Annotated in this window: 17 protein-coding genes and 1 pseudogene; 8 read left to right on the plus strand and 10 right to left on the minus strand. The window is 67.3% G+C overall.

Annotated elements, in window-relative coordinates; genetic code table 11:
- Positions 1-124: 124 nt before the first annotated feature.
- A complete protein-coding gene (locus tag LJE69_RS15900; RefSeq protein WP_296926894.1) occupies positions 125-3,775 on the minus strand; it encodes a sulfite exporter TauE/SafE family protein in 3,651 nt (1,216 codons plus the stop codon).
- Positions 3,776-4,158: 383 nt separating this feature from the next.
- Between LJE69_RS15900 and putP the strand changes: the two genes are divergently transcribed.
- Positions 4,159-5,688, plus strand: a complete 1,530-nt coding sequence (putP, locus tag LJE69_RS15905) for a sodium/proline symporter PutP (protein ID WP_296926896.1) — start codon at positions 4,159-4,161, stop codon at positions 5,686-5,688.
- 202 nt (positions 5,689-5,890) lie between these two features.
- On the opposite strand, the gene LJE69_RS15910 is transcribed toward putP, so the two are convergent.
- A complete protein-coding gene (locus LJE69_RS15910; RefSeq protein ID WP_296926898.1) occupies positions 5,891-6,382 on the minus strand; it encodes a rhodanese-like domain-containing protein in 492 nt (163 codons plus the stop codon).
- Between LJE69_RS15910 and LJE69_RS15915 the strand changes: the two genes are divergently transcribed.
- Positions 6,369-6,689: a hypothetical protein gene (locus LJE69_RS15915; RefSeq protein ID WP_296926900.1), complete on the plus strand. Its 321-nt coding sequence runs from the start codon at positions 6,369-6,371 to the stop codon at positions 6,687-6,689. The two genes, LJE69_RS15910 and LJE69_RS15915, sit on opposite strands and share 14 nt — an antisense overlap.
- A 21-nt stretch (positions 6,690-6,710) precedes the next feature.
- Here LJE69_RS15915 and LJE69_RS15920 read toward each other — a convergent pair whose 3' ends face one another.
- Together LJE69_RS15920 and LJE69_RS15925 are read right to left on the minus strand one after the other, a co-directional pair.
- The gene (locus LJE69_RS15920) at positions 6,711-7,877 is read right to left on the minus strand and encodes a tetratricopeptide repeat protein (RefSeq protein WP_296926903.1); all 1,167 of its coding nucleotides are present in this window, start codon (positions 7,875-7,877) and stop codon (positions 6,711-6,713) included.
- 581 nt (positions 7,878-8,458) lie between these two features.
- Positions 8,459-8,980: a tetratricopeptide repeat protein gene (locus LJE69_RS15925; protein WP_367114693.1), complete on the minus strand. Its 522-nt coding sequence runs from the start codon at positions 8,978-8,980 to the stop codon at positions 8,459-8,461.
- Between LJE69_RS15925 and LJE69_RS15930 the strand changes: the two genes are divergently transcribed.
- Positions 8,873-9,289, plus strand: a complete 417-nt coding sequence (locus tag LJE69_RS15930; RefSeq protein WP_296926905.1) for a hypothetical protein — start codon at positions 8,873-8,875, stop codon at positions 9,287-9,289. The two genes, LJE69_RS15925 and LJE69_RS15930, sit on opposite strands and share 108 nt — an antisense overlap.
- Positions 9,290-9,884: 595 nt before the next feature.
- On the opposite strand, the gene fba is transcribed toward LJE69_RS15930, so the two are convergent.
- The 6 genes from fba to LJE69_RS15960 form a co-directional block, all read right to left on the minus strand.
- Complete coding sequence (gene fba, locus LJE69_RS15935; RefSeq protein WP_296926907.1) at positions 9,885-10,949, minus strand: class II fructose-bisphosphate aldolase; 1,065 nt, start codon at positions 10,947-10,949, stop codon at positions 9,885-9,887.
- Between the two features lie 48 nt (positions 10,950-10,997).
- The gene (gene pyk / locus LJE69_RS15940) at positions 10,998-12,440 is read right to left on the minus strand and encodes a pyruvate kinase (RefSeq protein ID WP_296926909.1); all 1,443 of its coding nucleotides are present in this window, start codon (positions 12,438-12,440) and stop codon (positions 10,998-11,000) included.
- Positions 12,441-12,595: 155 nt separating this feature from the next.
- Entirely contained in the window at positions 12,596-13,777 is a 1,182-nt protein-coding gene (locus LJE69_RS15945) for a phosphoglycerate kinase (protein WP_296926911.1), read from the minus strand.
- A gap of 301 nt (positions 13,778-14,078) precedes the next feature.
- Positions 14,079-15,080 carry a type I glyceraldehyde-3-phosphate dehydrogenase gene (gene gap, locus LJE69_RS15950; RefSeq protein ID WP_296926914.1) on the minus strand — a complete coding sequence of 334 codons (1,002 nt, stop codon included), beginning with the start codon at positions 15,078-15,080 and terminating at the stop codon, positions 14,079-14,081.
- Between the two features lie 133 nt (positions 15,081-15,213).
- Complete coding sequence (tkt, locus tag LJE69_RS15955; RefSeq protein ID WP_296926916.1) at positions 15,214-17,226, minus strand: transketolase; 2,013 nt, start codon at positions 17,224-17,226, stop codon at positions 15,214-15,216.
- Between the two features lie 579 nt (positions 17,227-17,805).
- Positions 17,806-18,363, minus strand: a complete 558-nt coding sequence (locus tag LJE69_RS15960) for a thioredoxin family protein (RefSeq protein WP_296926918.1) — start codon at positions 18,361-18,363, stop codon at positions 17,806-17,808.
- Positions 18,364-18,584: 221 nt separating this feature from the next.
- Here LJE69_RS15960 and metK point away from each other — a divergent pair, with 221 nt between their 5' ends.
- From metK to LJE69_RS15985, 5 genes and pseudogenes are all read left to right on the plus strand, one after another.
- Positions 18,585-19,754 (plus strand): methionine adenosyltransferase, encoded by a 1,170-nt coding sequence (gene metK, locus LJE69_RS15965; RefSeq protein ID WP_296926921.1) that lies wholly within the window; start codon positions 18,585-18,587, stop codon positions 19,752-19,754.
- 557 nt (positions 19,755-20,311) lie between these two features.
- Positions 20,312-20,461, plus strand: a pseudogene (locus tag LJE69_RS15970) (type II toxin-antitoxin system prevent-host-death family antitoxin); the annotation flags it as partial.
- A 136-nt stretch (positions 20,462-20,597) separates the two neighbouring features.
- Positions 20,598-21,062 carry a PIN domain-containing protein gene (locus tag LJE69_RS15975; protein ID WP_296926923.1) on the plus strand — a complete coding sequence of 155 codons (465 nt, stop codon included), beginning with the start codon at positions 20,598-20,600 and terminating at the stop codon, positions 21,060-21,062.
- A 388-nt stretch (positions 21,063-21,450) separates the two neighbouring features.
- Complete coding sequence (locus tag LJE69_RS15980; protein ID WP_296926930.1) at positions 21,451-21,945, plus strand: transposase; 495 nt, start codon at positions 21,451-21,453, stop codon at positions 21,943-21,945.
- Between the two features lie 142 nt (positions 21,946-22,087).
- On the plus strand, positions 22,088-22,656 hold a 569-nt coding region (locus LJE69_RS15985; RefSeq protein WP_296926926.1), incomplete at its 3' end, for a Uma2 family endonuclease.

A 22,656-nucleotide genomic window follows, 5' to 3' on the forward strand; every position in this document is an offset into this window, starting at 1 on the left:
CTCATGTGCCACTCGCAAACCCGGCGCACGCCAACGCCAGCCATGGCGGCACATGGCACCCGCCGACCGGAAGTCGGCGACCCCAGACGCCGACTGAAAGTTGGCGCGCCCAGGGGCGCCCAGACTAGGCCACGGCGCGCAGTGGGCCGGGCTCGGCGGCGGTGGCGGGCAAGCCGAGCTCCAGGGTCTTGAGGTCGGCACCGGCGCGGCCGGCGAAGAGCTGGAGGTCGGCGGCGATGAGGGACCAGCAGTAGGGACCGATGCGCTCGGCGTGGCCGATGAGCTCGGTCTCCACGCGCACGCGCGGGGCGCGGTAGAAGAGCCGGATGCCGAGGCGCAGCGGCTCGCCACCGCCCGACTGCGGCTGGATCTCCGGCAGGCGCGGCCCGCGGCCGTCACGCCTCGCGCCGGGGTGGATGTCCACCGCCAGTTCCACCAGGTTGGTGGCGATGCGCGGGGTACCGGTCTCGACCCGTTGCAGGCAGCAGTTTGGGTCGCGGCAGCGCTCGCGCAGCGCATAGGTGAACTCGCGGTCGAAGAAGACGCAGAAGGCGTGCTCCACCTCGCGGAGCTGACGCTGCGCGCGCAGCAGCCGGCGCGGATGGGGTTCCTGATCGCGCATCTCGGCACGCAGCACCCGGCGCAGCCGGTCGAAGCCCTTGGGCAGGGCACCGGCATGGAAGCCGCGGGCCATCAGCCCGCGCACGCTCTCACCGTGCGGGCCGACGGCGGCAGGCTCCACCGGCAGTGGAGCCGCGCCGCCACGTCCATGCTCCAGCCCCGGCAGCATGTCCGGCCCGTGGTTGGCGGCGGCGAGTCCCTCGCGGTGGTTGGCCTGGTAGAGCTTCCAGTTTTCCTTCAGCTCCCAGACGAAGAAGCCGAACAGGCCCGGCAGCAGCACGATGGTGAGGGTCACCAGCGGATAGGCGACGACCTTGGGCAGGATCGAATGGCTGACGTCGACGAAGGCGGCGGTGATGGCCGGCAGGAAGGGCAACAACAGCTTGTGCCCGATGCTGACGATGGGAAAGTGCTTCACCGGGTTCACCTGCGGCTCCACGAGCACGGTCACGTAGAACTGGATCAGCGACTCGGCGAGGCGCCACACCGGGGTCACGAGCACCTTGAAAACGGCGCCCTCGACGCGCTCGCCCAGGTGGTGCATCAGCGCCTCGTCCACCCGGTACAGAAGCTGGGAGAAGCCGCGGTTGACCTCCTTGAAGAAGGTCAGCAGCGACTGGATCAGGCCGACCACCAGCGTCTGGTTGATACGCCGGAGATAGACGCCGACGCGCGTGCTCAGGTTATCGAGGAAGCGCCGCCCCGCCGGCGTATTGCGTGCGAGCGTGCCGAGAGCGAAGGCGAGCACGACGAGCCAGAAGCCGGGCTGGATGGGCACCTCCTCCACGAACACCGCCAGCATGTAGATGGGGATCAGCGGCAGGATGCCGATCAACAGCGGCTGCACCAGGTGGCGGCCGATGCCGCGCACCAGTCCGGTGCTGAGCAGTGCCGCCAGCGGCGGCCAGCGCAGGAGCTGGTTCAGGCCGTCGAAGAAGACGAAGCGAAGCGCCGCCACCAGCCCCCGCCACAGCACCAGCGCGATGTGCCGGCCGATGCCGGTGTGCATCACCAGGCTGCTGAGCCCGCCCAAGAGCACGATGTGCATGGGGATGGCGAGCTGAATGACCGCGGCGTCGTGCGGCAGCATGCCGATGAGCAGGTCGATGCTCTTCAGCAGCAGGTAGGCGGCGCCGAAGGGCACCAGCAGATAGCGCGACAGGATGCGCCCGAGCGACGTGCCGAACAGCGGCGCGCTCAGCTGCTGCAACCCCTTGATATAGATCTCGCCACGGCGATAGACGCCCGGCAGCGCCCGCGCCGCGGTGCGGTCGAAGCGCGCGAGGCGGTCGCCACGGAAGAACTCCGCCAGGGTCGGGTCCGGCAGCCTGAGAATGTTGCGCGCGACGATGTCGCGCACGTCGGTGAACTTGAGCGTTCGCCGCTGCTTGATGACGTCCAGCAGTTCCTGCTGCATCTTGTGCGCGGCGACGCGCTCGCGGTGGTCGCGCGGCACGAAGTCCGCCTCGCGCATGGCCTGCGCCACCCGCGGCATGAGCTGCGCGTCGAGTCTGGCCGTGACCCGCGCCCGCAGACTGTCCAGCACGCGGCCGAAGCGCTCCACGTCGGCGATGGGCCAGGGCATCTCGTCCAGCCGCGCACGCCCGGTGTCCATGGCCCTGAGCGCCTTGAGCAGCGTCTGGAACGGCAGTGGCTCGCTGAGGCGCTGCCGCCCGAGACTGAGCAACCAGTGCCCCAGGCGCAGGCGGTAGTAATCGCTGCGGTGCTCGGCGAGCGCCTGCTCGAGGTTCCTGAGCAACGTGCGCGCCGGCTCCGAGCCGAAGCGGCAGCGGTCCTCGGCGGCGAGGCGCCGGATCAGCGCCTCCAGCTCCTCCGCAGTGGCCGGGGTGAGCTTCCACTTGGCAGCCAGCAGATCCGCGAGGTGCGTCTCGGCCGCGGCCTCGCGCTCGGCGATGGCCTGTTCGATGGCCGCCGGGGCGCAGCGCGCCGGCCGGCTCAGGCGCTGCGCGAGCCGCCGTGCCTCGCCCAGGTAGCGCAGCGACGCGGCGAAGCGGCCCTCGAACTCCGCCCGCTGAGCACAACCGATGACGTACTCGAACAGCGACAGACCCAGGCTGTGCCAGTAGCCGGCGCTGCCGGGCGCGGGCGCGAAGCCGATGTCGTCGAAGCCGGGCAGCATCATGAAGCGGGCGACGAGCCGCCGCGCGGCGCCGGTCAGATCGTCACGCACCCGCTTGAGCCAGCCCTTGCGCCGGTGGATGCGCGAGCCGCGCTCCAGCGCCGCAAGATAAAGCCCCGCCAGGGACGGCGGCAGATCCTCGTCCAGGGCTCGCAGGGCCGGTGCCGGCTCGGCAGCGGTGTCGGCGTTGCAGCCGGCGGCGTCCGGCGCCTGCTCCGGCTGCCGGGCGCGGGCAGCCTCGGCGATGGCCTGCGGCAGATCCGGATCGGTGGCGCCGAAGGGCAGCCCGGTGGGCAGCAGCGGCGGCGTCGCCGGCAAAGTGCCGCGGCCGGGCCGGCTCTTCACCAGCAGGAGCGGCATGCGGCCGTCGCGGCGCGGCTGCGGCAGGTCCAGACCGCTGGACTCCAGCCAGTGGTCCACCGCCGGCCAGACCTCGATGGCCGGAAACAGGAAGCCGCGGGCACCGGGCGCGAAGTACCGCAGACGCACCACCATGGCGGCGAAGCTGCGGGTAATGACGTCGTCGTTCCAGATGGAGAGCGTGATGCCGTCGCGGTCCAGCACATCGCGCACCTCGGCGAAGGCATGCCCGCCGATGAGCGCGCGCAGGGATGCCGCGCCATAGCGCTCGGCGTCGTCGTTGTCGTCGCGGGCGTTCTGCCAGGCACGGGCCACCTCTGCCTCGAAGCCACGCGACCAATAGTCGAGCCGCACGCGCGCGAAGCCCCGCTCGCCCGTCATCGGCGACGTCGGACTCGGCAGCAGGATGACGAAATCGGGCAGCCGCAGCCCCTCGATGACCGACAGTGCCTCGGCGTTCTCGGTCTCGAGGCCGAACAGGAAGGCCTCGCGCGCCATCAGATAGTAGGGCAGGTTTGGGATGGGGACGCCGCGCACCTCGACGCCGAACTGCTCCTCGATGAGCCGCTCGATGGCGCGGGGGTGAAACAGAAACACCCCCTCGGCGGGCCGAAGTACCTGCTGGCGAAAGGCCTTGCTGCTGAGTGTTGGCATAACTGTATGAATTTGCGCCGTTTGCCCGCGGTTCAACGCGGCGCTGACGGGCACCGACGCGCATGGTAACGCCGCCACGCGCAGAAGGGGTATTGCGCTCTGAAACCGCGGTCTATTGCACGCGCGCCACGCAACGCAAGCCGCCGCCGGGCGCGCAAATGGCCGTGGCGGCACCGATGCAAGCCGTGGACGAGCATGTTAGGTTGCTTCGGGCCGTTGCGGCGGCAGCCGAGCCACGCGCGTTGCATGTTCTGCCCGCGGCGCGGCGCGACAGCGACGGGCGTCGTCGCAACGCCATCGCCGCGGCGCGCGACGCACGACTCTAGCCACAGCCACATTCACACCTCCCACCCACGAGCTGAATCCACGACAGGGACCGCTCCATGCCCGAATTCGACACCGCCATCACCGCCACCTTTCTTCTTTACCTGGTCCTGATGCTGGCCATCGGCGCCTGGGCCTACCGCAGCACGAAGGACTCATCGGGGTACTTTCTCGGCGGTCGCACGCTCGGCCCCTGGCCCGCGGCGCTGTCGGCGGGCGCGTCGGACATGAGCGGGTGGCTGCTGCTGGGGCTGCCGGGGTTCGCCTTCACCTCCGGTCTGGAGTCCTTGTGGCTCGCCGGCGGGCTGCTGCTCGGCACCTGGCTCAACTGGCTCCTGGTGGCACGACGGCTGCGCGCCTACAGCTACGCCGCCGACGACGCCCTGACCATCCCGGAGTTCTTCGCCAACCGCTTCGGCGATCCGCGCCACGTCCTGCAGGCGGTGTCGGCGTTCTTCGTGCTGTTGTTCTTCCTGTTCTATACCAGCTCCGGCCTGGTGGCGGGGGGCAAGCTGTTCCAGACCGTGTTCGGCTTCGACTACCGCGTGGCGGTGGTCGTCGGCACCGTCTGCGTGGTGTCCTACACCCTGTTCGGCGGCTTCCTGGCGGTGTGCTGGACGGACCTGGTACAGGGGCTGCTGATGGCCGCCGCACTGCTCATCGTGCCGGTCTGGTCCATCAACGCCGACGGCGGCATCGGCCCGATGCTCGCCACCTTGAGCGAGCGCAATCCGGAGTTGCTGACCCTGTGGCAGAACAACGCGGGCAAGCCGCTCGGCATCATCGCCATCGTGTCGCTGGCGGCCTGGGGGCTCGGCTATTTCGGCCAGCCTCATATCCTGGTGCGCTTCGCCGGCATCCGCTCCGGCGCGGACGTGCCGACGGCGCGACGCATCGCGGTGACCTGGTCCGCGCTCAGCATGGGCGGCGCCGTGCTGGTGGGGCTCGCCGGCGCCGTCTGGGTGCAGGCCCACGCGGGCGGCGAGCTGGCGGACCCCGAGACCATCTTCATGGTGCTGGTGAACGCCCTGTTCCACCCCATCATCGCGGGCGTGCTGCTGGCGGCGATCCTGGCGGCCATCATGTCCACGGCGGACTCGCAGCTCCTGGTGTCGTCGTCGGCACTAGCGGAGGACTTCTACCGCAAGCTGCTGCGCCCGCGGGCGAGCCAGTGGGAAATCGTGCTGGTGGGCCGCGGCGCCGTGCTGCTGCTGTCCGTGATCGCGCTGCTGCTGGCCTTCAATCCGGACAGCACGGTGCTGGGCCTGGTTGGCTATGCATGGGCCGGATTCGGCGCCGCCTTCGGGCCGGTGCTGCTGCTGAGTCTGTACTGGCAGCGCATGAATTGGGCCGGGGCGCTCGCCGGCGTCATCGTCGGCGGCCTCACCGTGGTGATCTGGAAGCAGCTCTCCGGCGGGCTGTTCGACCTCTACGAGATCGTGCCAGGCGTCGTCTTCGGCGCCGCCGCCATCGTCGCCGCCAGCCTGCTCACGCCCGCGCCGGCAGCGTCGGTGCGCGAGGGCTTCGAGCAGTTCCGGTTGGGGCTGCGGCAGGACGAGCCGGCGTCCTACGCCCCGGCACGGTCATGACCTGCGGGCACCCCGTCCGTCCCGCGGATCTCGAGCACTGATCATCAATCCCGCCAGCGCCCTTCTCCTTGTGGGAGCGGCGTCCTCGTCGCGCCGGGGACGGCGCTCCCACGGGGGCAGGCGAAGTGCCGATCGACGCCCGGTCGCGACAGCCGGATGCCCCCGCGGGCGGATGCATCCATGCCTATGGACGAGCGCCGTCTCAGCGAGTGGCGGCCGCGGGCGGTGCGTTCGCGGTGATGGGGTCCACATACGCGTTCAACGCGGTGAGCCCGCCCTTCAGGACGTAGACATTGTCGAAGCCGATCATGCGCAGCCCGGTGCCCGCGGCGGCGGCCCGAATGCCGGACTTGCACACCACCACCACCATCCGGTCGGTCGGAATCCGTTGCAGGTTACCGGGCATGAACAGCTCGCTCAGCGGGATCGCCATGGTTCCGGGCAGCGACATGCCGAAAATGTCCGCCTCGGCCGGGGTGCGGATATCCAGCGCCATGATGGGCTCGCCCGCGCTGACGCGCGCCACGAGCTTCTCGGCCGTGATCAGATGCAACGCGGCCCCCGCCTTCTGCCCCTGCACGGGCTCCATCATGGCCGCAAAGGCCCGTGCCAGGTCGCTGTCGTAGGCCAGGCTCGCCGGCGCGAACAGCAATGCCACGAGCATGGCGGACAGCAACAGCGTGATCCGTTTCATCGCTCAAGTCCTCCCTCTCGCAAACCGCGGCCACCTTCCTGGTGACCTAACACTTTCCCTTGGTCCAATTATAGTTTTCACTAAGATTTCAGACCCGGTTGCCGGCCTGCTCGAGCACAACCTCATCCTAGCACCCCGTTTCAGGCAATTTTGCAGGGCGCCAACCAAGGTGGGGCTGGAGCCGAGAAAACAGGTCGAAGTCTCTGCTCGTGGTCGTTTTCGTCATCGTGGTCGTGATCGGATACTCGATAACGACAACGACAACGACAACGACAACGACAACGACAACGAAGGCAAAGTTAGGTGAAACGCTGCACTAGGATCATGGCTAACGGGCGCTCGGTCTTGCCGGCGCGACGGGCATTGCGCTCGGCGGCGCGGCCCGCACCAGCTCCGGCCGATCCGGCGCCACCGAGCGCACGCGGGCGATCCGCTCCGCCCGCGCCGCATCGTCCGCTGCCTGCTCCAGGTAGTAGCTCACGAGGTGTCCGGCGGCGGGGTCGTTTGGGCGCAACTCGAGCGCCTGCAACAGTGCCGCCTCGAACCCGGCCGCATCAGCGGCAGCGGCACGGGCGTTGGCGAGTTGGAGATAGCCCAGCGCGTCCGGCGCGAGAGCCACGCGACGGCTCAGGCTGCCGACCGCGGCTCGCGCGTCGCCGGCACTAAGCTGCAGCAGGGCCAGCACGGACCAGTACTGCGGCTCGGCATCGAAGTGCTGCTGCACCCGCTGCAGCCGCAACATGGCCTCCTCCCCGCGCCCGCGCTCCCGGTAGAAGCTCACGAGTTTGAGGTATGCGCTCAGGCGCCGCGGGTGGGCATCGATGGCGCGCTCCAGCAGCGCCTCGGCGGCGGCGTCGTTGCCCGCCTTCTGCTCCAGTCGCGAGAGCTTGTGCAGCGTCTGTTCGTGACCAGGTTGGTGGAATAGCACCTGCATGTAGTAGCCCCGAGCGACGTCGATGCGCCCCTGGCGCAATGCGATGGCGGCCAGATTCCCCGCCGCGGCCGGGTCACCGGGATGCAGTGCCAGCGCCCGCTCCAGATCGTCCTGAGCGCCATCGAGATCGCCGAGCCTCGCCCGGGCGATGCCGGCCAGTGCCCAAGACGCATCGCTGTCGGGATATTGCTCGGTCAAGGCAAGCGCGGCAGACAGCGCCTCATCAACGCGTCCCTCGCGCAGCAGGGCGGCGGCGGCGAGGATGTCCGCGAACAGGTTCGCAGCCTCCGGCGGCGGCGCTTGTTGCCCTTCCGCAATCGCTTTCGGATCGCGCTGACGCGGTCCCGGCGTCGGTGTCGGCGCCCGGGGCGCGGTGGCGTCTGCCGGCTCTAGCGCTGCAACGCCGCGATGGTTGGACCGGTCACGAGGTCTGTCAGACACGCCATCGCGGACGTGGCCCATCAGCCGCGGCGACTGATCCGCCGGGGCTTCTCCCGCCCACGCCAGCATCAGCAGGACCGCAGAAACCGTCAGGACCGTCCAGTTCGCACCCGCTCGCATGCCTCCCTCCCCTGCTCCTCGACTCCGAGGTTCCGATGAGCTACAGACATGAATGCATTCTCATTAGAGTGAACTGGCAGCGCGATCAGCTAAACCCTTATCCGTGTACCGGCGGAGCTACCCGCCGGGTCTCAGCGAAACGGGCGCAACGCAGCACCGCGGTCGGAGCGCGGCGTCGCCGTTGGGGACCAGTTCGGTGTTGCTGCGGGGGAAGTGCCGGACGGCTCCACATTGGGTCGGGCCGCCGAAAGCCGACAGAAACGAAGCACAAACCGCGTTTTCTCCCCCGTCCCGAGTTCAGCTACGCATAGCCAATTCCGCCATCCCGACCGAGACGGAGCCCCAAGAGCGCGAACGGAATGCGGCTGTTGACTGGCGTCTACACCGGGTCATCGAACACCTACGCCTGCAAGGCCATTGCCGACGGCTTCGGAATCCACATGGCGACGGTGGAACGCGTCGTCCGGCGAGCACGGCAACATTGGGCGCCCCTGCGCCCCCGCACTAGTGAGCAGCACCGCCCGCCCGTAAAGAGTTCTAACGGTGCAAGGGTGCTTGATTGCAAGACCCCAAGTAGTGCTCTAGGGCCTTTCATCGTATTTCGGAGCTTGCGCCAATTTGAGCCCGGCCCTGCGCAAGTCGCCGAGGAAGCGCTCCAGGTAGTCCGGATCGCGAATGGGATAGACGCGGCGGATGTGCGCCAGCGTGAAATCCGGGTTCAGGGCCATGGCCTCGGCGGCCTGCCAGCGGGCATCGTCAATGCGGCCCGACCCGGCGTAGGCCGCCGCGAGCCAGAGCTGGAGCATCTGGAAGGTGGGGTTCATCGACACGGCCTGCTCCAGGTCGTCGATGGCCCGGGCGTCGTCGCCTTGTTCATAGTGCAGCGCACCGCGTACGAACCGGTAGATGGACGGCACCCGCGGATTCAGGCGGATCGCCTGCGCCATGGCGTCCAGCCCCCGCGCCGGCCTGCCGGCGAAGTGCAGTATCCAGGCTTGCAACGCATAGGCGTCGGCATAGCCGGGCGCGAGGCCGATGGCATGCTCGATCTGGCGGATGGCGTCGGCCAGACGGCCACGGTACAGGGCGATCTGGCCCTGGATGAGCTGGCGCCCGCGCTGCCGCTGCTGCCCGCGGCGTCACGTGCCACCTGCACCGGCGATGCGCCGGAAATGGGCGACATCGGACCGGCCTCGGAGCTGGTCTGTGCCGACCTCGAGCGACGCTTCGCCGGCGCCACGCTGGCGGTCGAGGACCGATGGATCCATTCGCCAACCGCCGTTTCGGTGCAGACAACGGTTGATGGCGCCCCCGTACCGATGCGCTATGAGCTCATCGGCCACCGCTGGCGCCTGGATGCCGGCAGCGCCGCACCGGCTGGGCTGCAAGCGCGCCCCTGGGCAGGGCGATAGCCGCTCGGCATCGCTGCGTAGGTCACTGGCCCGCCCGGATCATCGGGCGGGTGCGATTCCGGGGACAGTCAGCAACGATCTTGAAACCAGGCGAACACTGCGACCGGACGCTCGTCGCGCCGAGGACGGCGCTCCCACAGAGGCATCAAGCGCGTGAGCCGGCAGCGCCCGACTGATTCGGGACGGGTCAACGGCGATCGGTCGGGACGGGCGCTGGGCTCGATGCCGCGCGCGGTTAGGATTTGCAGGTTGAGCCAGAAGTCGGGCGTCGTTCCGAAGCACTTGGCGAGGTGCAGCGCCGTCCTCGGGATAACGCCCCGGCGCCGGTTGATCAGCTCGTTGAAGCGCTGGTAGGGGACATGAAGGCGGTTGCGAGCTCGCGCCGGGTGATGCTTATGGGCAGTAGGAACGCCTCAATCAGCATCTCACCCGGGTGCATCGGGGTCTGCCGGTCGGGACTCCGATCATAGGCAGCTCCCCTGGTGGTAGTCGGTGATCTCAACCCTGCAGCCGGGGCTGCCGGGCCAAAAAAAGGGCGCCGAAGCGCCCTTCTCTCTTCCTTGTATCTGGATTTCCGCGATAGCGAAAATCCAGATTAGTTGACCTTGGGGTCGAGCTCGCCCTTGGCGTAGCGGTCGGTCATGGCCTCCAGCGACAGGACCTTGATCTTGCTGGCGTTGCCGGCGGTGCCGAAGGCCTCGTAGCGCGCCTTGCAGATGTCCTTCATGGCCTCCGTGGCAGCGATGAAGTACTTGCGCGGGTCGAAGTTCTTCGGGTTCTGGGCCAGGTGACGGCGGATGGCGCCGGTGGAGGCCATGCGCAGGTCGGTATCGATGTTGACCTTGCGCACGCCGTTGCGAATGCCCTCGGCGATCTCCTCGACCGGGACGCCGTAGGTCTCGCCCATGGCACCACCGAACTCGTCGATGATCTTGAGCCAGTCCTGCGGCACGGAGCTGGAGCCGTGCATCACCAGGTGGGTGTTGGGGATGCGGGCGTGGATCTCCTTGATGCGCTCGATGGCAAGGATGTCGCCAGTCGGCGGACGGGTGAACTTGTAGGCGCCGTGGGAGGTGCCGATGGCGATGGCCAGGGCGTCCACCTGGGTCTTCTTGACGAAGTCGGCGGCCTCCTCGGGGTCGGTCAGGAGCTGGCTGTGGTCCAGGGTGCCCTCGGCACCGATGCCATCCTCTTCACCGGCCTGGCCGGTCTCCAGCGAGCCCAGGCAGCCCAGCTCGCCCTCGACGGAGACGCCGCAGGCGTGGGCCATGGCGACGACGGTCTTGGTGACGTCGACGTTGTACTCGTAGGAGGTCGGGGTCTTGCCGTCCTCGCCCAGGGAGCCGTCCATCATGACGGAGCTGAAGCCGAGTTGGATGGAGCGCTGGCAGACGGCCGGCGAGGTGCCGTGGTCCTGGTGCATGACCACCGGGATGTGGGGCCACTCCTCGATGGCGGCCAGGATCAGGTGACGCAGGAAGGGGGCACCGGCGTACTTGCGGGCACCGGCGGACGCCTGCACGATGACCGGCGAGTCGGTCTCGTCGGCGGCCTCCATGATGGCGCGCATCTGCTCCAGGTTGTTGACGTTGAACGCCGGCACGCCGTACTGATGCTCGGCGGCGTGGTCCAGCAGCTGGCGGAGTGAAATCAAGGCCATTGGGGCTCTCCTCTGTCGCTAGAGTGAATTGCTGACGGTTGGGTATTGTCAGTCGTCGGCCAGCAGCCGGTGCTCGCCGACGCGCATGATCTTCATGATGTTGGTCTGTCCTTCGACGCCGCCGCGGTCGCCCTTGGTGATGATGACCAGGTCGCCATCGACGACGGTGCCCTGGCGCAGCAGCTCTTCGATGACCTCACGGTTGACCTCGTGGATGTCCGTGCTCGCGACATCGAAGTTTATCGGGTAGACGCCCCGGTAAAGGGTCGTTTTTCTGCGGGTATGGACGGAGCGGGTCATCGCGTAGATGGGAATGCCGGTGTTGAGCCGGGACATCCACTTGACGGTGCTGCCGGACTCGGTCAGCGCGGCCACTGCCTTCACACCCAAGTGGTTGGCCGCGTACATGGCGGACATGGCGATGGCCTCGTCCACACGCTTGAAGCGGGTGTTGAGCCGGTGCTTGGAGACGCGGCGATAGTTCTCGGACTCGGCGCAGATGCGGTCCATGGCCGCCACCACCTTGGCCGGGTACTTGCCGACGGAGCTCTCCGCCGACAGCATCACCGCGTCGGTGCCGTCCAGCACTGCGTTGGCAACGTCGAAGACCTCAGCGCGGGTGGGCATCGGGTGGTCGATCATGGACTGCATCATCTGCGTCGCGGTGATGATGACGCAGTCCAGGTCGCGGGCTTCGCTGATCAGGCGCTTTTGCACCGCCGGCAGCTCGGCGTCGCCGATCTCGACGCCCAAGTCGCCGCGCGCCACCATGATGACGTCGGACGCCTTGATGATGTCGGTGGCGTGTTCCAGCGCCTCGGCACGCTCGATCTTGGCGACAACGCCGCCCTTGCCGCCGGCCTGCGTGAAGAGCTCGCGGGCGAGGATCACGTCCTCGGCGCTGCGCACGAAGGAGACGGCGAGATAGTCCGCCTCGACTTCAGCCGCGAACGCGATGTCCGCCTTGTCCTTGTCCGTCAGCGCCGGCGCCGACAGCCCGCCGCCGCGCTTGTTGATGCCCTTGCTGTTGGAGAGCTTGCCGCCGAGCAGGACCTCGCAGGCGATGCAGCGCCCGCGGATCTCGGTCACCTGAAGCTCGATAGCGCCGTCGTCGAGCAGGAGCTGATCACCCGCGGCGAGGTCATCGGCGAGGTTCGCATAGGTGCAGCCGACACGGGTCTGGTCGCCCGAGTCCAGCGGGCAGTCCAGATCGATGCAGAAGCGCTCGCCGGCGGCGAGCTCGATGCTGCCCTGCTGGAAGCGGCCGATGCGGATCTTGGGCCCTTGCAGATCGATGAGCACGCCGAGTGGCGTCTTGGTCGCCTTCGCGACGGTGCGTACCCGCTCCACCCGCTGGCGCTGGCGGTCGTGGCCATCGTGGCTCATGTTGAGCCGGGCGACGTTGAGGCCAGCGGCCACCATGCCCTCCAGCACGCCCGGGGCATCGGTGGCGGGGCCGAGGGTGGCGACGATTTTTGTTCTTCGTGGCATGGGTTGGTTACTGGTTTTACGCTGCTCGGGATTAGGCTTTGGGGCCGTTGGAGGCTCACCGTACGTTGTGCTGAGGTACCAAGCCCGGCGGGCGCTGTATCGTCATCCGCCCGGCGTCGGGCCTCCTAACGTCGGCCCGGCCTACCCGCCGGCACTCAGTCCTTGGCGCGGGCTTCCAGCATCGCCACCGCGGGCAGCGTCTTGCCTTCCAGGAACTCCAGGAAGGCGCCGCCGGCGGTGGAGATGTAGGACACCTTGTCGTAGATGTCGTACTTCTGGATGGCTGCGATGGTGTCGCCGCCACCGGCCAGGGTGAAGGCGTCGGTGTCGGCAATCGCCATGGACACGGTCTTGGTGCCCTCGCCGAACTGATCGAACTCGAACACGCCAACCGGGCCGTTCCAGACCACGGTGCCAGCTTGCTTGATGATCTCGGCCAGCTCATTGGCGCTGTCGGGGCCGATGTCGAAGATCATGTCGTCGTCGCCAACCTCGTCGACCTTCTTCTGCACCGCCGGCTCGTTCTCGTCGAACTTCTGGCCGACCACGACGTCGGTGGCGATCGGGATGGTGGCGCCACGGGCAGTCATCTTCTCCATCAGGGCCTTGGCGGTGTCGACCAGGTCGTTCTCGCACAGGGACTTGCCGACGTTGTGGCCGGCGGCCTTGATGAAGGTGTTGGCGATACCGCCGCCGACGACGAGCTGGTCCACCTTCTCGGACAAGGACTCCAGCACGGTCAGCTTGGTGGAGACCTTGGAGCCGCCGACGATCGCGACCATCGGGCGCTTGGGGTCGGCCAGGGCCTTGTTCAGGGCGTCAAGCTCTTCGGCCAGCAGCAGGCCGGCGCAGGCCACCGGCGCGAACTTGCCGGCACCATGGGTGGAGGCCTGGGCGCGGTGGGCGGTGCCGAAGGCGTCCATGACGTAAACATCGCACAGAGACGCATACTGCTTGGACAACGCCTCGTTGTCCTTCTTCTCGCCCTTGTTGAAGCGCACGTTCTCCAGCAGCACCAGCTCGCCGTCGGCGACCTCGGGGGCCATCTCCAGGTAATCCTTCACCAGCCGCACCTCGCGGCCCATCTTGGCGCTGAGGTCGGCGGCAACCGGCGCCAGCGAGTTCTCCTCCGAGTAGACGCCCTCCTCCGGGCGGCCCAGGTGGGACATGACCATCACCTTGGCGCCGGCGTTCAGGCAGTGCTCGAAGGTGGGCATGGACGCCGTGATGCGGGCATCGGAGGTGACCTTGCCGTCCTTGACCGGAACGTTGAGGTCGGAGCGGATCAGCACGCGCTTGCCGGCGAGGTCGAGGTCGGTGAGCTTGGTGAAGGACATGTGTTCTGCCTCATTCAATGGTGTCGTGTTGTACAAGCCATCTGGAAAGCGCTGACGCGCTTTCCAGATGGCTCGGCTACCGGGTAGCCGAAAACGGCGAATGCGCTTCGCGTATCCGCCCTACGCCAGTCCCTTACTCGGTAGGTCGTAAACGAACCGTCCGGGACAACCCGCCGTCGTTATCGTGGTCGTGGTCGTGGTCGTGGTCGTAATCGATCACCGATACGACTACGACCACGATTACGACCACGACAACGACTGGCTTCGACAAATCTGCCGTGCTGAACTAGCAGCTAGCCGATTACTTCCCGACGTGCTCCACCATGCGCAGCATGTTGCAGGTGTAGCCGTACTCGTTGTCGTACCAGGAGACGACCTTGACGAAAGTCGGGTCCAGCATGATGCCGGCGCCGGCGTCGAAGATGGACGGGGTGTTGGCGCCGCGGAAGTCGGTGGAGACCACCTTGTCCTCGGTGTAGGCGAGCACGCCAGCGAGGTCGCCGGACTCGGAGGCCGCCTTCATGGCCGCGCAGATGTCGTCGTAGGTGGCTTCCTTGCTCAGCTCGCAGGTCAGGTCGACCACGGAGACGTCGGAGGTCGGCACGCGGAAGGCCATGCCGGTGAGCTTGCCATTGAGCTCCGGCAGCACCTTGCCGACGGCCTTGGCGGCGCCGGTGGAGGACGGAATGATGTTCTCCAGGATGCCGCGGCCGCCGCGCCAGTCCTTCTTGGACGGGCCGTCGACGGTCTTCTGGGTGGCGGTGGCGGCGTGGACGGTGGTCATCAGGCCGCGCTTGATGCCCCAGGTGTCATGCAGGACCTTGGACACCGGCGCCAGGCAGTTGGTGGTGCAACTGGCGGCGGAGATGATGGCCTGACCGTCGTAGCTTCCGTGGTTGACGCCGTAGACGAACATGGGCGTCGCGTCCTTGGACGGGGCGGACTGAACGACCTTCTTGGCGCCGGCGGCGATGTGCTTCTGGCAGGTCTCCTCGGTGAGGAAGAAGCCGGTGCACTCGATAACCAGCTCGGCGCCGATGTCGTCCCACTTCAGATTGGCCGGGTCCATCTCGGCGGTGAGGCGGATGGCCTTGCCGTTGACAATCATGCTGTTGCCGTCGACGGCAATGTCACCCTGGAAGTTGCCGTGGACCGAGTCGTACTTGAGCATGTAGGCCAGGTAGTCGGGGTCCAGCAGGTCGTTGATGCCGACCACCTCGATGTTCGGGAATTCCTTGGTGATCGCGCGGAAGGCCATGCGGCCGATGCGGCCGAAGCCGTTGATGCCAACTTTCAGGGTCATGTTTCGAATACTCCGAGCTGGAGAGTGGTTGGAAAAAGTGATTTGGGCGGCGCCAAACGCTCGTGGAGGCGGGTGGCCGGGAAGCGTCGTTTCCGCCCCCTAGCCCCTAGCCCCCAGTCCCTAGCCCCTCATTTCAGAGGAGGCTGTTGACGGCCTCGGCGACGGCCTCGGCGGTAACGCCGAATTCCTTGTAGACCTCCGGCGCCGGCGCGGACTCGCCGAAGGTATCCACGCCGATGATCTTGCCGTGCATGCCGACGTACTTGGGCCACAAGTTGGAGACGCCGGCTTCCACGGCGACACGCACCGGCACGCTCTCCGGTAGCACCATGGCCTTGTAGGCGGCGTCCTGGGCGTCGAAGACGTCCATGCTGGGCATGGAGACGACGCGCACCTTGCGGCCCTGCGCGGCGAGCTGATCGGCGGCCTGCACGGCCAGCTCCACCTCGGTGCCGGTGCCGATGATGATGGCCTCGGGCAGCCCGTCGCAGTCCTTGAGCACGTAGGCGCCGCGCTCGATGGCGCGGATCTGGTCCTCGCTACGCGGCATGTGCGGTGCGCCCTGACGGGAGAAGATCAGCGCGGTGGGGCCGCCCTTGCGCTCGATGGCGAGCTTCCAGGCGACGGCGCTCTCCACCGCGTCGCAGGGGCGCCAGGTGGACATGCGCGGGGTCAGACGCAGGATCGACACCTGCTCCACCGGCTGGTGGGTGGGGCCGTCCTCGCCGAGGCCGATGGAGTCGTGGGTGTAGACGAAGATCGGGTTGATCTTCATCAGCGCGGCCATGCGCACCGCGTTGCGGGCGTATTCCATGAACATCAGGAAGGTCGCGCCGTAGGGCTTGAAGCCGCCATGCAGCGTGATGCCGTTCATGATGGCGGACATGCCGAATTCGCGCACGCCGTAGTAGAGGTAGTTGCCGGAGGCGTCCTTCGGGCCGATGCCCTTGCAGCCCGACCAGAGCGTCAGGTTGGAGCCGGCGAGGTCCGCGGAGCCGCCGAGCAGCTCGGGCAGCATCGGGCCGAAACCGTTCAGGGCGTTCTGCGACGCCTTGCGGGTGGCGATCTTCTCGGCCTTCTCGTCGACGGCCTTGATGAACTCCCAGGCCTTGGCGTCGAAGTCCTGCGGCAGCTCACCGGCCATGCGGCGCATGAATTCGGCGGCCTCGGCCGGGTACTCGGCCTTGTAGGCGGCGAACCTGTCGTTCCAGGACTGCTCGGCGGCCGCACCGCGCTCTTTCGCGTCCCAGGCCTGATAGATCTCGGCCGGCACCTCGAACGGCGGGTGGGTCCAGCCCAGCGCCTCACGGGTCAGCGTGATCTCATCGTCGCCCAGCGGCGCGCCGTGGCACTCCTCCTTGCCCTGCTTGTTTGGCGAGCCGTAGCCGATGATGGTCTGGCAGCAGATGAGCGACGGCTTGTCGGTGACGGCGCGGGCCTCCTCGATGGCGGCCTTGATGGCCTCCGGATCATGGCCGTCCACCTTCGGGATGACATGCCAGTGGTAGGCCTCGAAGCGCTTCGGCGTGTCGTCCAGGAACCAGGCCGGGGTCTCGCCGTGGCCGCGCACTTCGCCATCGATGGAGATGTTGTTGTCATCGTAGAAGGCGATCAGCTTGCCCAGACCCAGCGCACCGGCCAGCGAGCAAGCCTCGTGGGAGATGCCTTCCATCATGCAGCCGTCGCCGAGGAAGACATAGGTGTGGTGATCGACGATCTCGTGCCCCGGCTTGTTGAACTGCGCGGCGAGCGCCTTCTCCGCCAGAGCCATGCCGACGCCGTTGGTGATGCCCTGGCCGAGCGGGCCGGTGGTGGTCTCGACGCCCGGCGCGTAGCCGTATTCGGGGTGGCCCGGGGTCTTGGAGTGGAGCTGGCGGAACTGCTTGAGGTCGTCGATGCTGAGATCGTAGCCGGTCAGATGCAGCAGGGAGTAGATCAGCATCGAGCCGTGACCGTTGGAGAGCACGAAGCGGTCGCGGTCGGCCCAGTGCGGATTCGCCGGGTTGTGCTGCATGAAGTCGTTCCAGAGCACCTCGGCGATGTCGGCCATGCCCATGGGCGCGCCCGGATGCCCGGACTTGGCCTTCTGCACGGCGTCCATGCTGAGCGCGCGGATCGCGTTCGCGAGTTCTTTGCGTGAGGACATAAGGATCTCTCCTCGGTCAGGTTGTCGGTTCTTGAGTGGCGAATGCTCTTGGATCACCCGCGCAGGCTGTCCGTCGGGCCGACGGCCCGCGGGCGATTTCGTGGTGATGGGCAACAGACCTCGCGGCAGAGCTGCAACCGCGTCCGAGCCGTGGCTGAGGCACCCGCCTACGGCCGAACACGAGTGATTCGGACGATTGCGGCCCGTCGCAGGCGCCTGGATCGGCGCGTCGTGACGAAGGCAATGGGCCGCGTATTCTTACGCAAAATGCGCGGTTTAGCCAGATCGTGACCAGTTCGGGGCGCCGCCCGCGACGCCGCGTCGTTCATAACTTACTAATATTAAGTATTTCGGTAAGCTTTGGGCAAGCGCAACCGACCGGCGCGACCAAACCGGGCTCCGGCGCGCCCGGTCGCGGGCACCACTCAGCGCCCGTGAAGCAAACCGCCACAGGTCTGGTGCGGGAGCGAAGCCCGACGCCGCGCTCGCCATAACCGCCTGATTGTCGGGCGTCCTTTGCCGGCGCAACGGACGACAGCCGGGTGACGCGAAGCCGCGATCGGTGTTCTTGACATCGGCTCAGCCTTGCCGCCACTTGATGGAGCAACCGACGCTCGGGATCTGCTCTGCCGGGCCATGCCCGGTCTCGGCCACCTGCTGCATGCCTAAGAACAGATCGCGGCGCACGTCCGCCGGCGCGGTCTCTTTGCGGCTCTCGTCCAACCGACCGCGGTACTGGAGGCCGAGGCTCGCGTCATAACCGAAGAAGTCCGGCGTGCAGATGGCGCCAAAGGCCTTGGCGACCGCCTGGCTCTCGTCGAACAGGTAGGGGAACGGGAAGTCGTACTCGGCGGCCACCCGCTGCATGTTCTCGAAGGAGTCCTCCGGGTAGTCGGCCGGGTCGTTGGACATGATGGCCACCGAGCCGATGCCGAGCCCGGCGAGCTCGCGCGCGTCGCGAATGATGCGCTCGCGCACTGCCTTCACGTACGGGCAGTGGTTGCAGATGAACATTACCAGGAGCCCGTTCGGCCCCTTGCACATGTCGCGGGTCCAGGTCTTGCCGTCCACGCCGGGCAGGGAGAAGTCCGGGGCAGGCTGACCGAAGTCGCACACGGGGGTTTCGAGAGACACCATCGCCGCCTCCTGGTAAGCGTTGGGGGGAATGCTGATTCCGCTGAAAAACAGTCGGGTATGGTAACCCAACGCGCGGGGCGGCGCCGCGCCCGGACACCTGTTCAATCGCGGTCCGGCTCGGTTACCATGGTGAACTTCCAATCGCCGCAGTCCCACGCGGTGCCGTCATCCCATCCCACCCGAGCCACCAAGAGCGCCCAAGCGGCGCCCCAACGAGTGCTATGCCAAACGAAATCCTCTTCACGTCCGAATCCGTCTCCGAAGGCCATCCCGACAAGGTCGCCGATCAGATCTCCGATGCCGTGCTCGACGACATCCTGGCCAACGACCCGAATCCGGCGCACGCCCGCGTTGCTTGCGAGACCCTGATCAAGACCGGCGCCGTGGTCGTCGCCGGCGAGATCACCACCGACCACTGGGTGGACTTCGATACCCTGGTGCGCGGTGTCGTCAACGACATCGGCTACACCAGCTCGGACGTGGGCTTCGACGGCAGCACCTGCGCGGTGATGTCGCTGATCGGCAAGCAGTCCGCCGACATCGCCCAAGGCGTGGACCGCAAGAGCCCCGAGGAGCAGGGCGCCGGTGACCAGGGCCTGATGTTCGGCTACGCCACCAACGAGACGGACGTGCTGATGCCCGCCCCGATCACGTTCGCGCACCGCCTGGTGGAGCGCCAGTCCGAGATGCGCAAGAGCCACGTGCTGCCCTGGCTGCGCCCGGACGCCAAGAGCCAGGTGACCATGCGCTACCGCGACGGCCAGGTGGTGGCCGTGGACGCGCTGGTGCTGTCCACCCAGCACGACCCGGACGTGGACTATAAGCACCTCTACGAGGCGGTGATGGAGAACATCATCCTGCCCGTCATCCCCAAGGAGTGGATCCACAGCGACACCAAGATCCACATCAACCCCACCGGCAGCTTCGTCATCGGCGGCCCCGTCGGCGACTGCGGCCTCACCGGGCGCAAGATCATCGTCGACACCTACGGCGGCATGGCCCGCCACGGCGGCGGCGCCTTCTCCGGCAAGGACCCATCCAAGGTGGACCGCTCCGCCGCCTACGCCGGCCGCTACGTCGCCAAGAACATCGTCGCTGCCGGCCTGGCGGACCGCTGCGAGATCCAGGTGTCCTATGCCATCGGCGTGGCCGAGCCGACGTCGATCAGCGTCGAGACCTTCGGCACGGCCAAGATCGACGAGTCCCGCATCGCGCTCCTGGTGCGCGAGTTCTTCGATCTGCGCCCCTACGGCCTGATCCAGATGCTGGACCTGGTCAAGCCCATCTTCCGCAAGACCGCCGCCTACGGCCACTTCGGCCGCGAGATCCCGGAATTCACCTGGGAGCGCACCGACAAGGCCGAGGCACTGCGGGACGCGGCCGGGCTCTGAGGCGCGTGCGCGGCTTTGCGGCGCGTGTTGGGCTCAGGGCTCACGAGAAGCCGCGAAGCCGCGAAGGAAGACGCGAAGCGGCGCCGTCGGGGCCTCAAGCCCCCACGTGCTGCGCAGACCGGGAAGTTATCCGGTGTAGGGCGGACAAGCGCAGCGCATCCGCCGTCTGCGAGCACGTAAGCCACTGATCTTGCTGCCGCCTGGCTCCCACGCTCCAGCGTAGCACGGGCAGACGCTCCAGCGTCGCGTCGCGGGTCCGGGGATGTCCGCCTCCCTGCATCCGGGCTCCAACGTCCACGCACTCGTGCCGAGCCTCTGCCTCGGCACCAGACGGAATCCGCTGGGCCACACCGGTCTCGACGATGCAGCCATTGCCGCGATCACCGGCCTGCTTGCTGCCGAGATCGCCGCGCTCCGTCGGCGACGTGCCAGCCGATCAAGAGGGCTTTGGTCGTTGTTGTCTCTGGGATACCGTCGCCCCGTCGCGGGTGCGCCGAGCTTTCCTTGCGCTAGGCTGTCGGTACTGTTTTGGGTACCCTCGGCTTCGGTGGCAGACGATGAAGACGATACCCGCGCAAGAGATCAAGCGCCGCGGCATCTCCGCGGTGGATGAGCTGCTGCGAGATGGACCGGTTGAGGTGATCAAGCAAAACCGGCCCCGCTATGTCGTGATGAGCGTCGACGATTACCGGCGCCTGGCCCGCGGCCAGCCCGAATCCGCGGCAGGCCCAGCGCCTGGGACTGGCTCGACAAGCCCGCCGCGGGCCGCGCCCATCCGGCGCGATCCAAGGCGGACATCGACGCCGCGCTGGCGCGCGAGCGCGACGCCTGGGACGGCGACGGGTGATCCTGTTCCTGGATGCCTGCGCGGTCATCTACCTGATCGAGTCGGAGGCCGCCTTCCACGCCCGCGTGGCGGCAACCGCCCGCGTGGCGGCAACCCTGCGCGAGCTGCGCGAGCGCTTCCCCGACGCGCGCCTAGCCGTCTCGCGGTTGAGCCTGCTCGGATGCCTGGTCAAGCCGATTCGCGACGGCGCCACCGAGCTGATCGCCGAGTACCGCGCCTTCTTCGCTGCCGGTGACCTGCTCGTCATCGAGCTGGACGCAGGGGTCGTGGAACAGGCCCTGACGCTTCACGCCCGCGACGGGCTGCGCACACCGGATGCGCTGCAGGCCGCCAGCGCCTTGACACTGCCGGCGGATGGGCATCGGTTCCTCACTAACGACCGGCGTTTTGGGCGGGTTACGGCACTCGCGGTCGTCGACCTCGGGGACGCGGGTCCACCTGAGGCTGGAGCAGGCGCCTGACGCCGCGGCGGCGCGTCACAGCCGGATGGCGCTCCCACGGCGCGCTCGGCCGTGGCGACGCTTGCGGCCGCGATGCCGTCGACTTAGGACGCGGCGCGCTGCCTGCGCCAGCGGCGGATGCCGAAGGCACCGGCGGTGAGCAGGGCCAGCGTCGGCGGGCGAATTACGAATTACGGTGATACTTTACCATTTCCACCGTTTCCCTCTCGGCTTACGCTCGGCGCATGTCTCGGCTTCCACGAATCACCGTACCCGGCATCCCCCACCATGTGACCCAACGTGGCAACAGGCGCCAACGGGTGTTCATGGAGGATGACGACGATGCGCTTTACAGAGATGGCTAGCCCAGGCATGTCGGTCAAACGGTGTCAAAGCCTGGTCCTACTGCCTGATGTCAAACCATGTTCACTTGATTCTCGTACCCTCCGACGAGATGGGGTCGTCGCGCGCCGTCGGCGAAACATATCGTCGATACAGCGGATACATCAACGCAAGATTGCGGGTCACAGACCATTTGTTTCAAGAGCGGTTCGGCTGTGTCGCAATGGATGAATCTCACTTGATGGCAGCTTTCCGCTACGTGGCTTTGAATCCCGTCAAGGCGAGGCTCGCTGCGACGCCTGCCGATTGGCCTCGGTCCAGCACGCCCGCACATCTCCGGCGCCAAGACGACGGCTTGGTGACTGTTCGACCTCTACTGGAACGCGTCGAGAATTTCGCGGCGTTCTTGGATATGCCGGTGGACCCTGAACCGGTTGCCGGGCTCACAAGGGGTCGGACCATCGGGCGACCATTGATGGGTGAGCATGAACTCGCCGAACTTGAGAAACGTCTCGGCCCAACTCTTCGTCCTGGCAAGCGTGGTCGGCCCTCTTCCAAGTAGAATGACCCAAGAGAACTAGAATTGGTGTAAATGGTAAAGTGTCACCGTAATTCCAGCTCGGTTGCCACCACCGGTTCCGCGCCTGCACGCCCGTTGGTCTGGTAGTCTTCTGCCGACACAACACCCCAGAGGGGACCCCATCGTGCTCGTCCACGACCTGCACAGCCCAATCCACCGCATCAGCGTGGAGCAGTTCCACCGGATGATCGAGGCCGGTTGCTTCGGCGACGGCGACCGGGTGGAGCTCATCGACGGGGAGATGCGGGACATGACGCCGATCGGACCGCCCCATCAGGGCACCACGGACAGCCTGACGATGCGATTCGCGACAGCCCTGGCGGGACGGGCGATCGTCCGCGTCCAGGGGCCGGTGGTGCTGGACGACGGCACCGAGCTGTATCCGGACCTGTCGGTGCTGCAGCAGCGCGAGGACTTCTACCGCAGCGCCAACCCCACCGGCGACGACGTGCTGCTGGTGATCGAGGTGGCCGATTCCAGCCTGGCCCTGGACCTGGGCGTAAAGCTCGCGAAGTACGCCCGCGCCGGCATCCGCCGCTATTGGGTGGTGGACCTCCGCCACCGCACGCTGCACGACTACCGCGACCCGGACCGATTCCAGGGCCGCTACCGGCAACTGCATTCGCTGACCGGCGGTGCCCTCGACATCGATCTCGCCGGGGTGCCGGTGGCGCTGCCGATTGCGAGCCTCTT

Origin of the sequence: Thiohalocapsa sp. (assembly GCF_022340605.1) — a bacterium.
Classification (GTDB): Bacteria; Pseudomonadota; Gammaproteobacteria; order Chromatiales; family Chromatiaceae; genus Thiohalocapsa.

Excerpts from the sequence above, each read along its gene's own strand:
- LJE69_RS15900 (WP_296926894.1), bottom strand. The coding sequence starts at position 3,775 with ATGCCAACACTCAGCAGCAAGGCCTTTCGCCAGCAGGTACTTCGGCCC.
- putP (WP_296926896.1), top strand. The coding sequence starts at position 4,159 with ATGCCCGAATTCGACACCGCCATCACCGCCACCTTTCTTCTTTACCTG.
- LJE69_RS15910 (WP_296926898.1), bottom strand. The coding sequence starts at position 6,382 with ATGAAACGGATCACGCTGTTGCTGTCCGCCATGCTCGTGGCATTGCTG.
- LJE69_RS15920 (WP_296926903.1), bottom strand. The coding sequence starts at position 7,877 with ATGCGAGCGGGTGCGAACTGGACGGTCCTGACGGTTTCTGCGGTCCTG.
- fba (WP_296926907.1), bottom strand. The coding sequence starts at position 10,949 with ATGGCCTTGATTTCACTCCGCCAGCTGCTGGACCACGCCGCCGAGCAT.
- pyk (WP_296926909.1), bottom strand. The coding sequence starts at position 12,440 with ATGCCACGAAGAACAAAAATCGTCGCCACCCTCGGCCCCGCCACCGAT.
- LJE69_RS15945 (WP_296926911.1), bottom strand. The coding sequence starts at position 13,777 with ATGTCCTTCACCAAGCTCACCGACCTCGACCTCGCCGGCAAGCGCGTG.
- gap (WP_296926914.1), bottom strand. The coding sequence starts at position 15,080 with ATGACCCTGAAAGTTGGCATCAACGGCTTCGGCCGCATCGGCCGCATG.
- tkt (WP_296926916.1), bottom strand. The coding sequence starts at position 17,226 with ATGTCCTCACGCAAAGAACTCGCGAACGCGATCCGCGCGCTCAGCATG.
- LJE69_RS15960 (WP_296926918.1), bottom strand. The coding sequence starts at position 18,363 with ATGGTGTCTCTCGAAACCCCCGTGTGCGACTTCGGTCAGCCTGCCCCG.
- metK (WP_296926921.1), top strand. The coding sequence starts at position 18,585 with ATGCCAAACGAAATCCTCTTCACGTCCGAATCCGTCTCCGAAGGCCAT.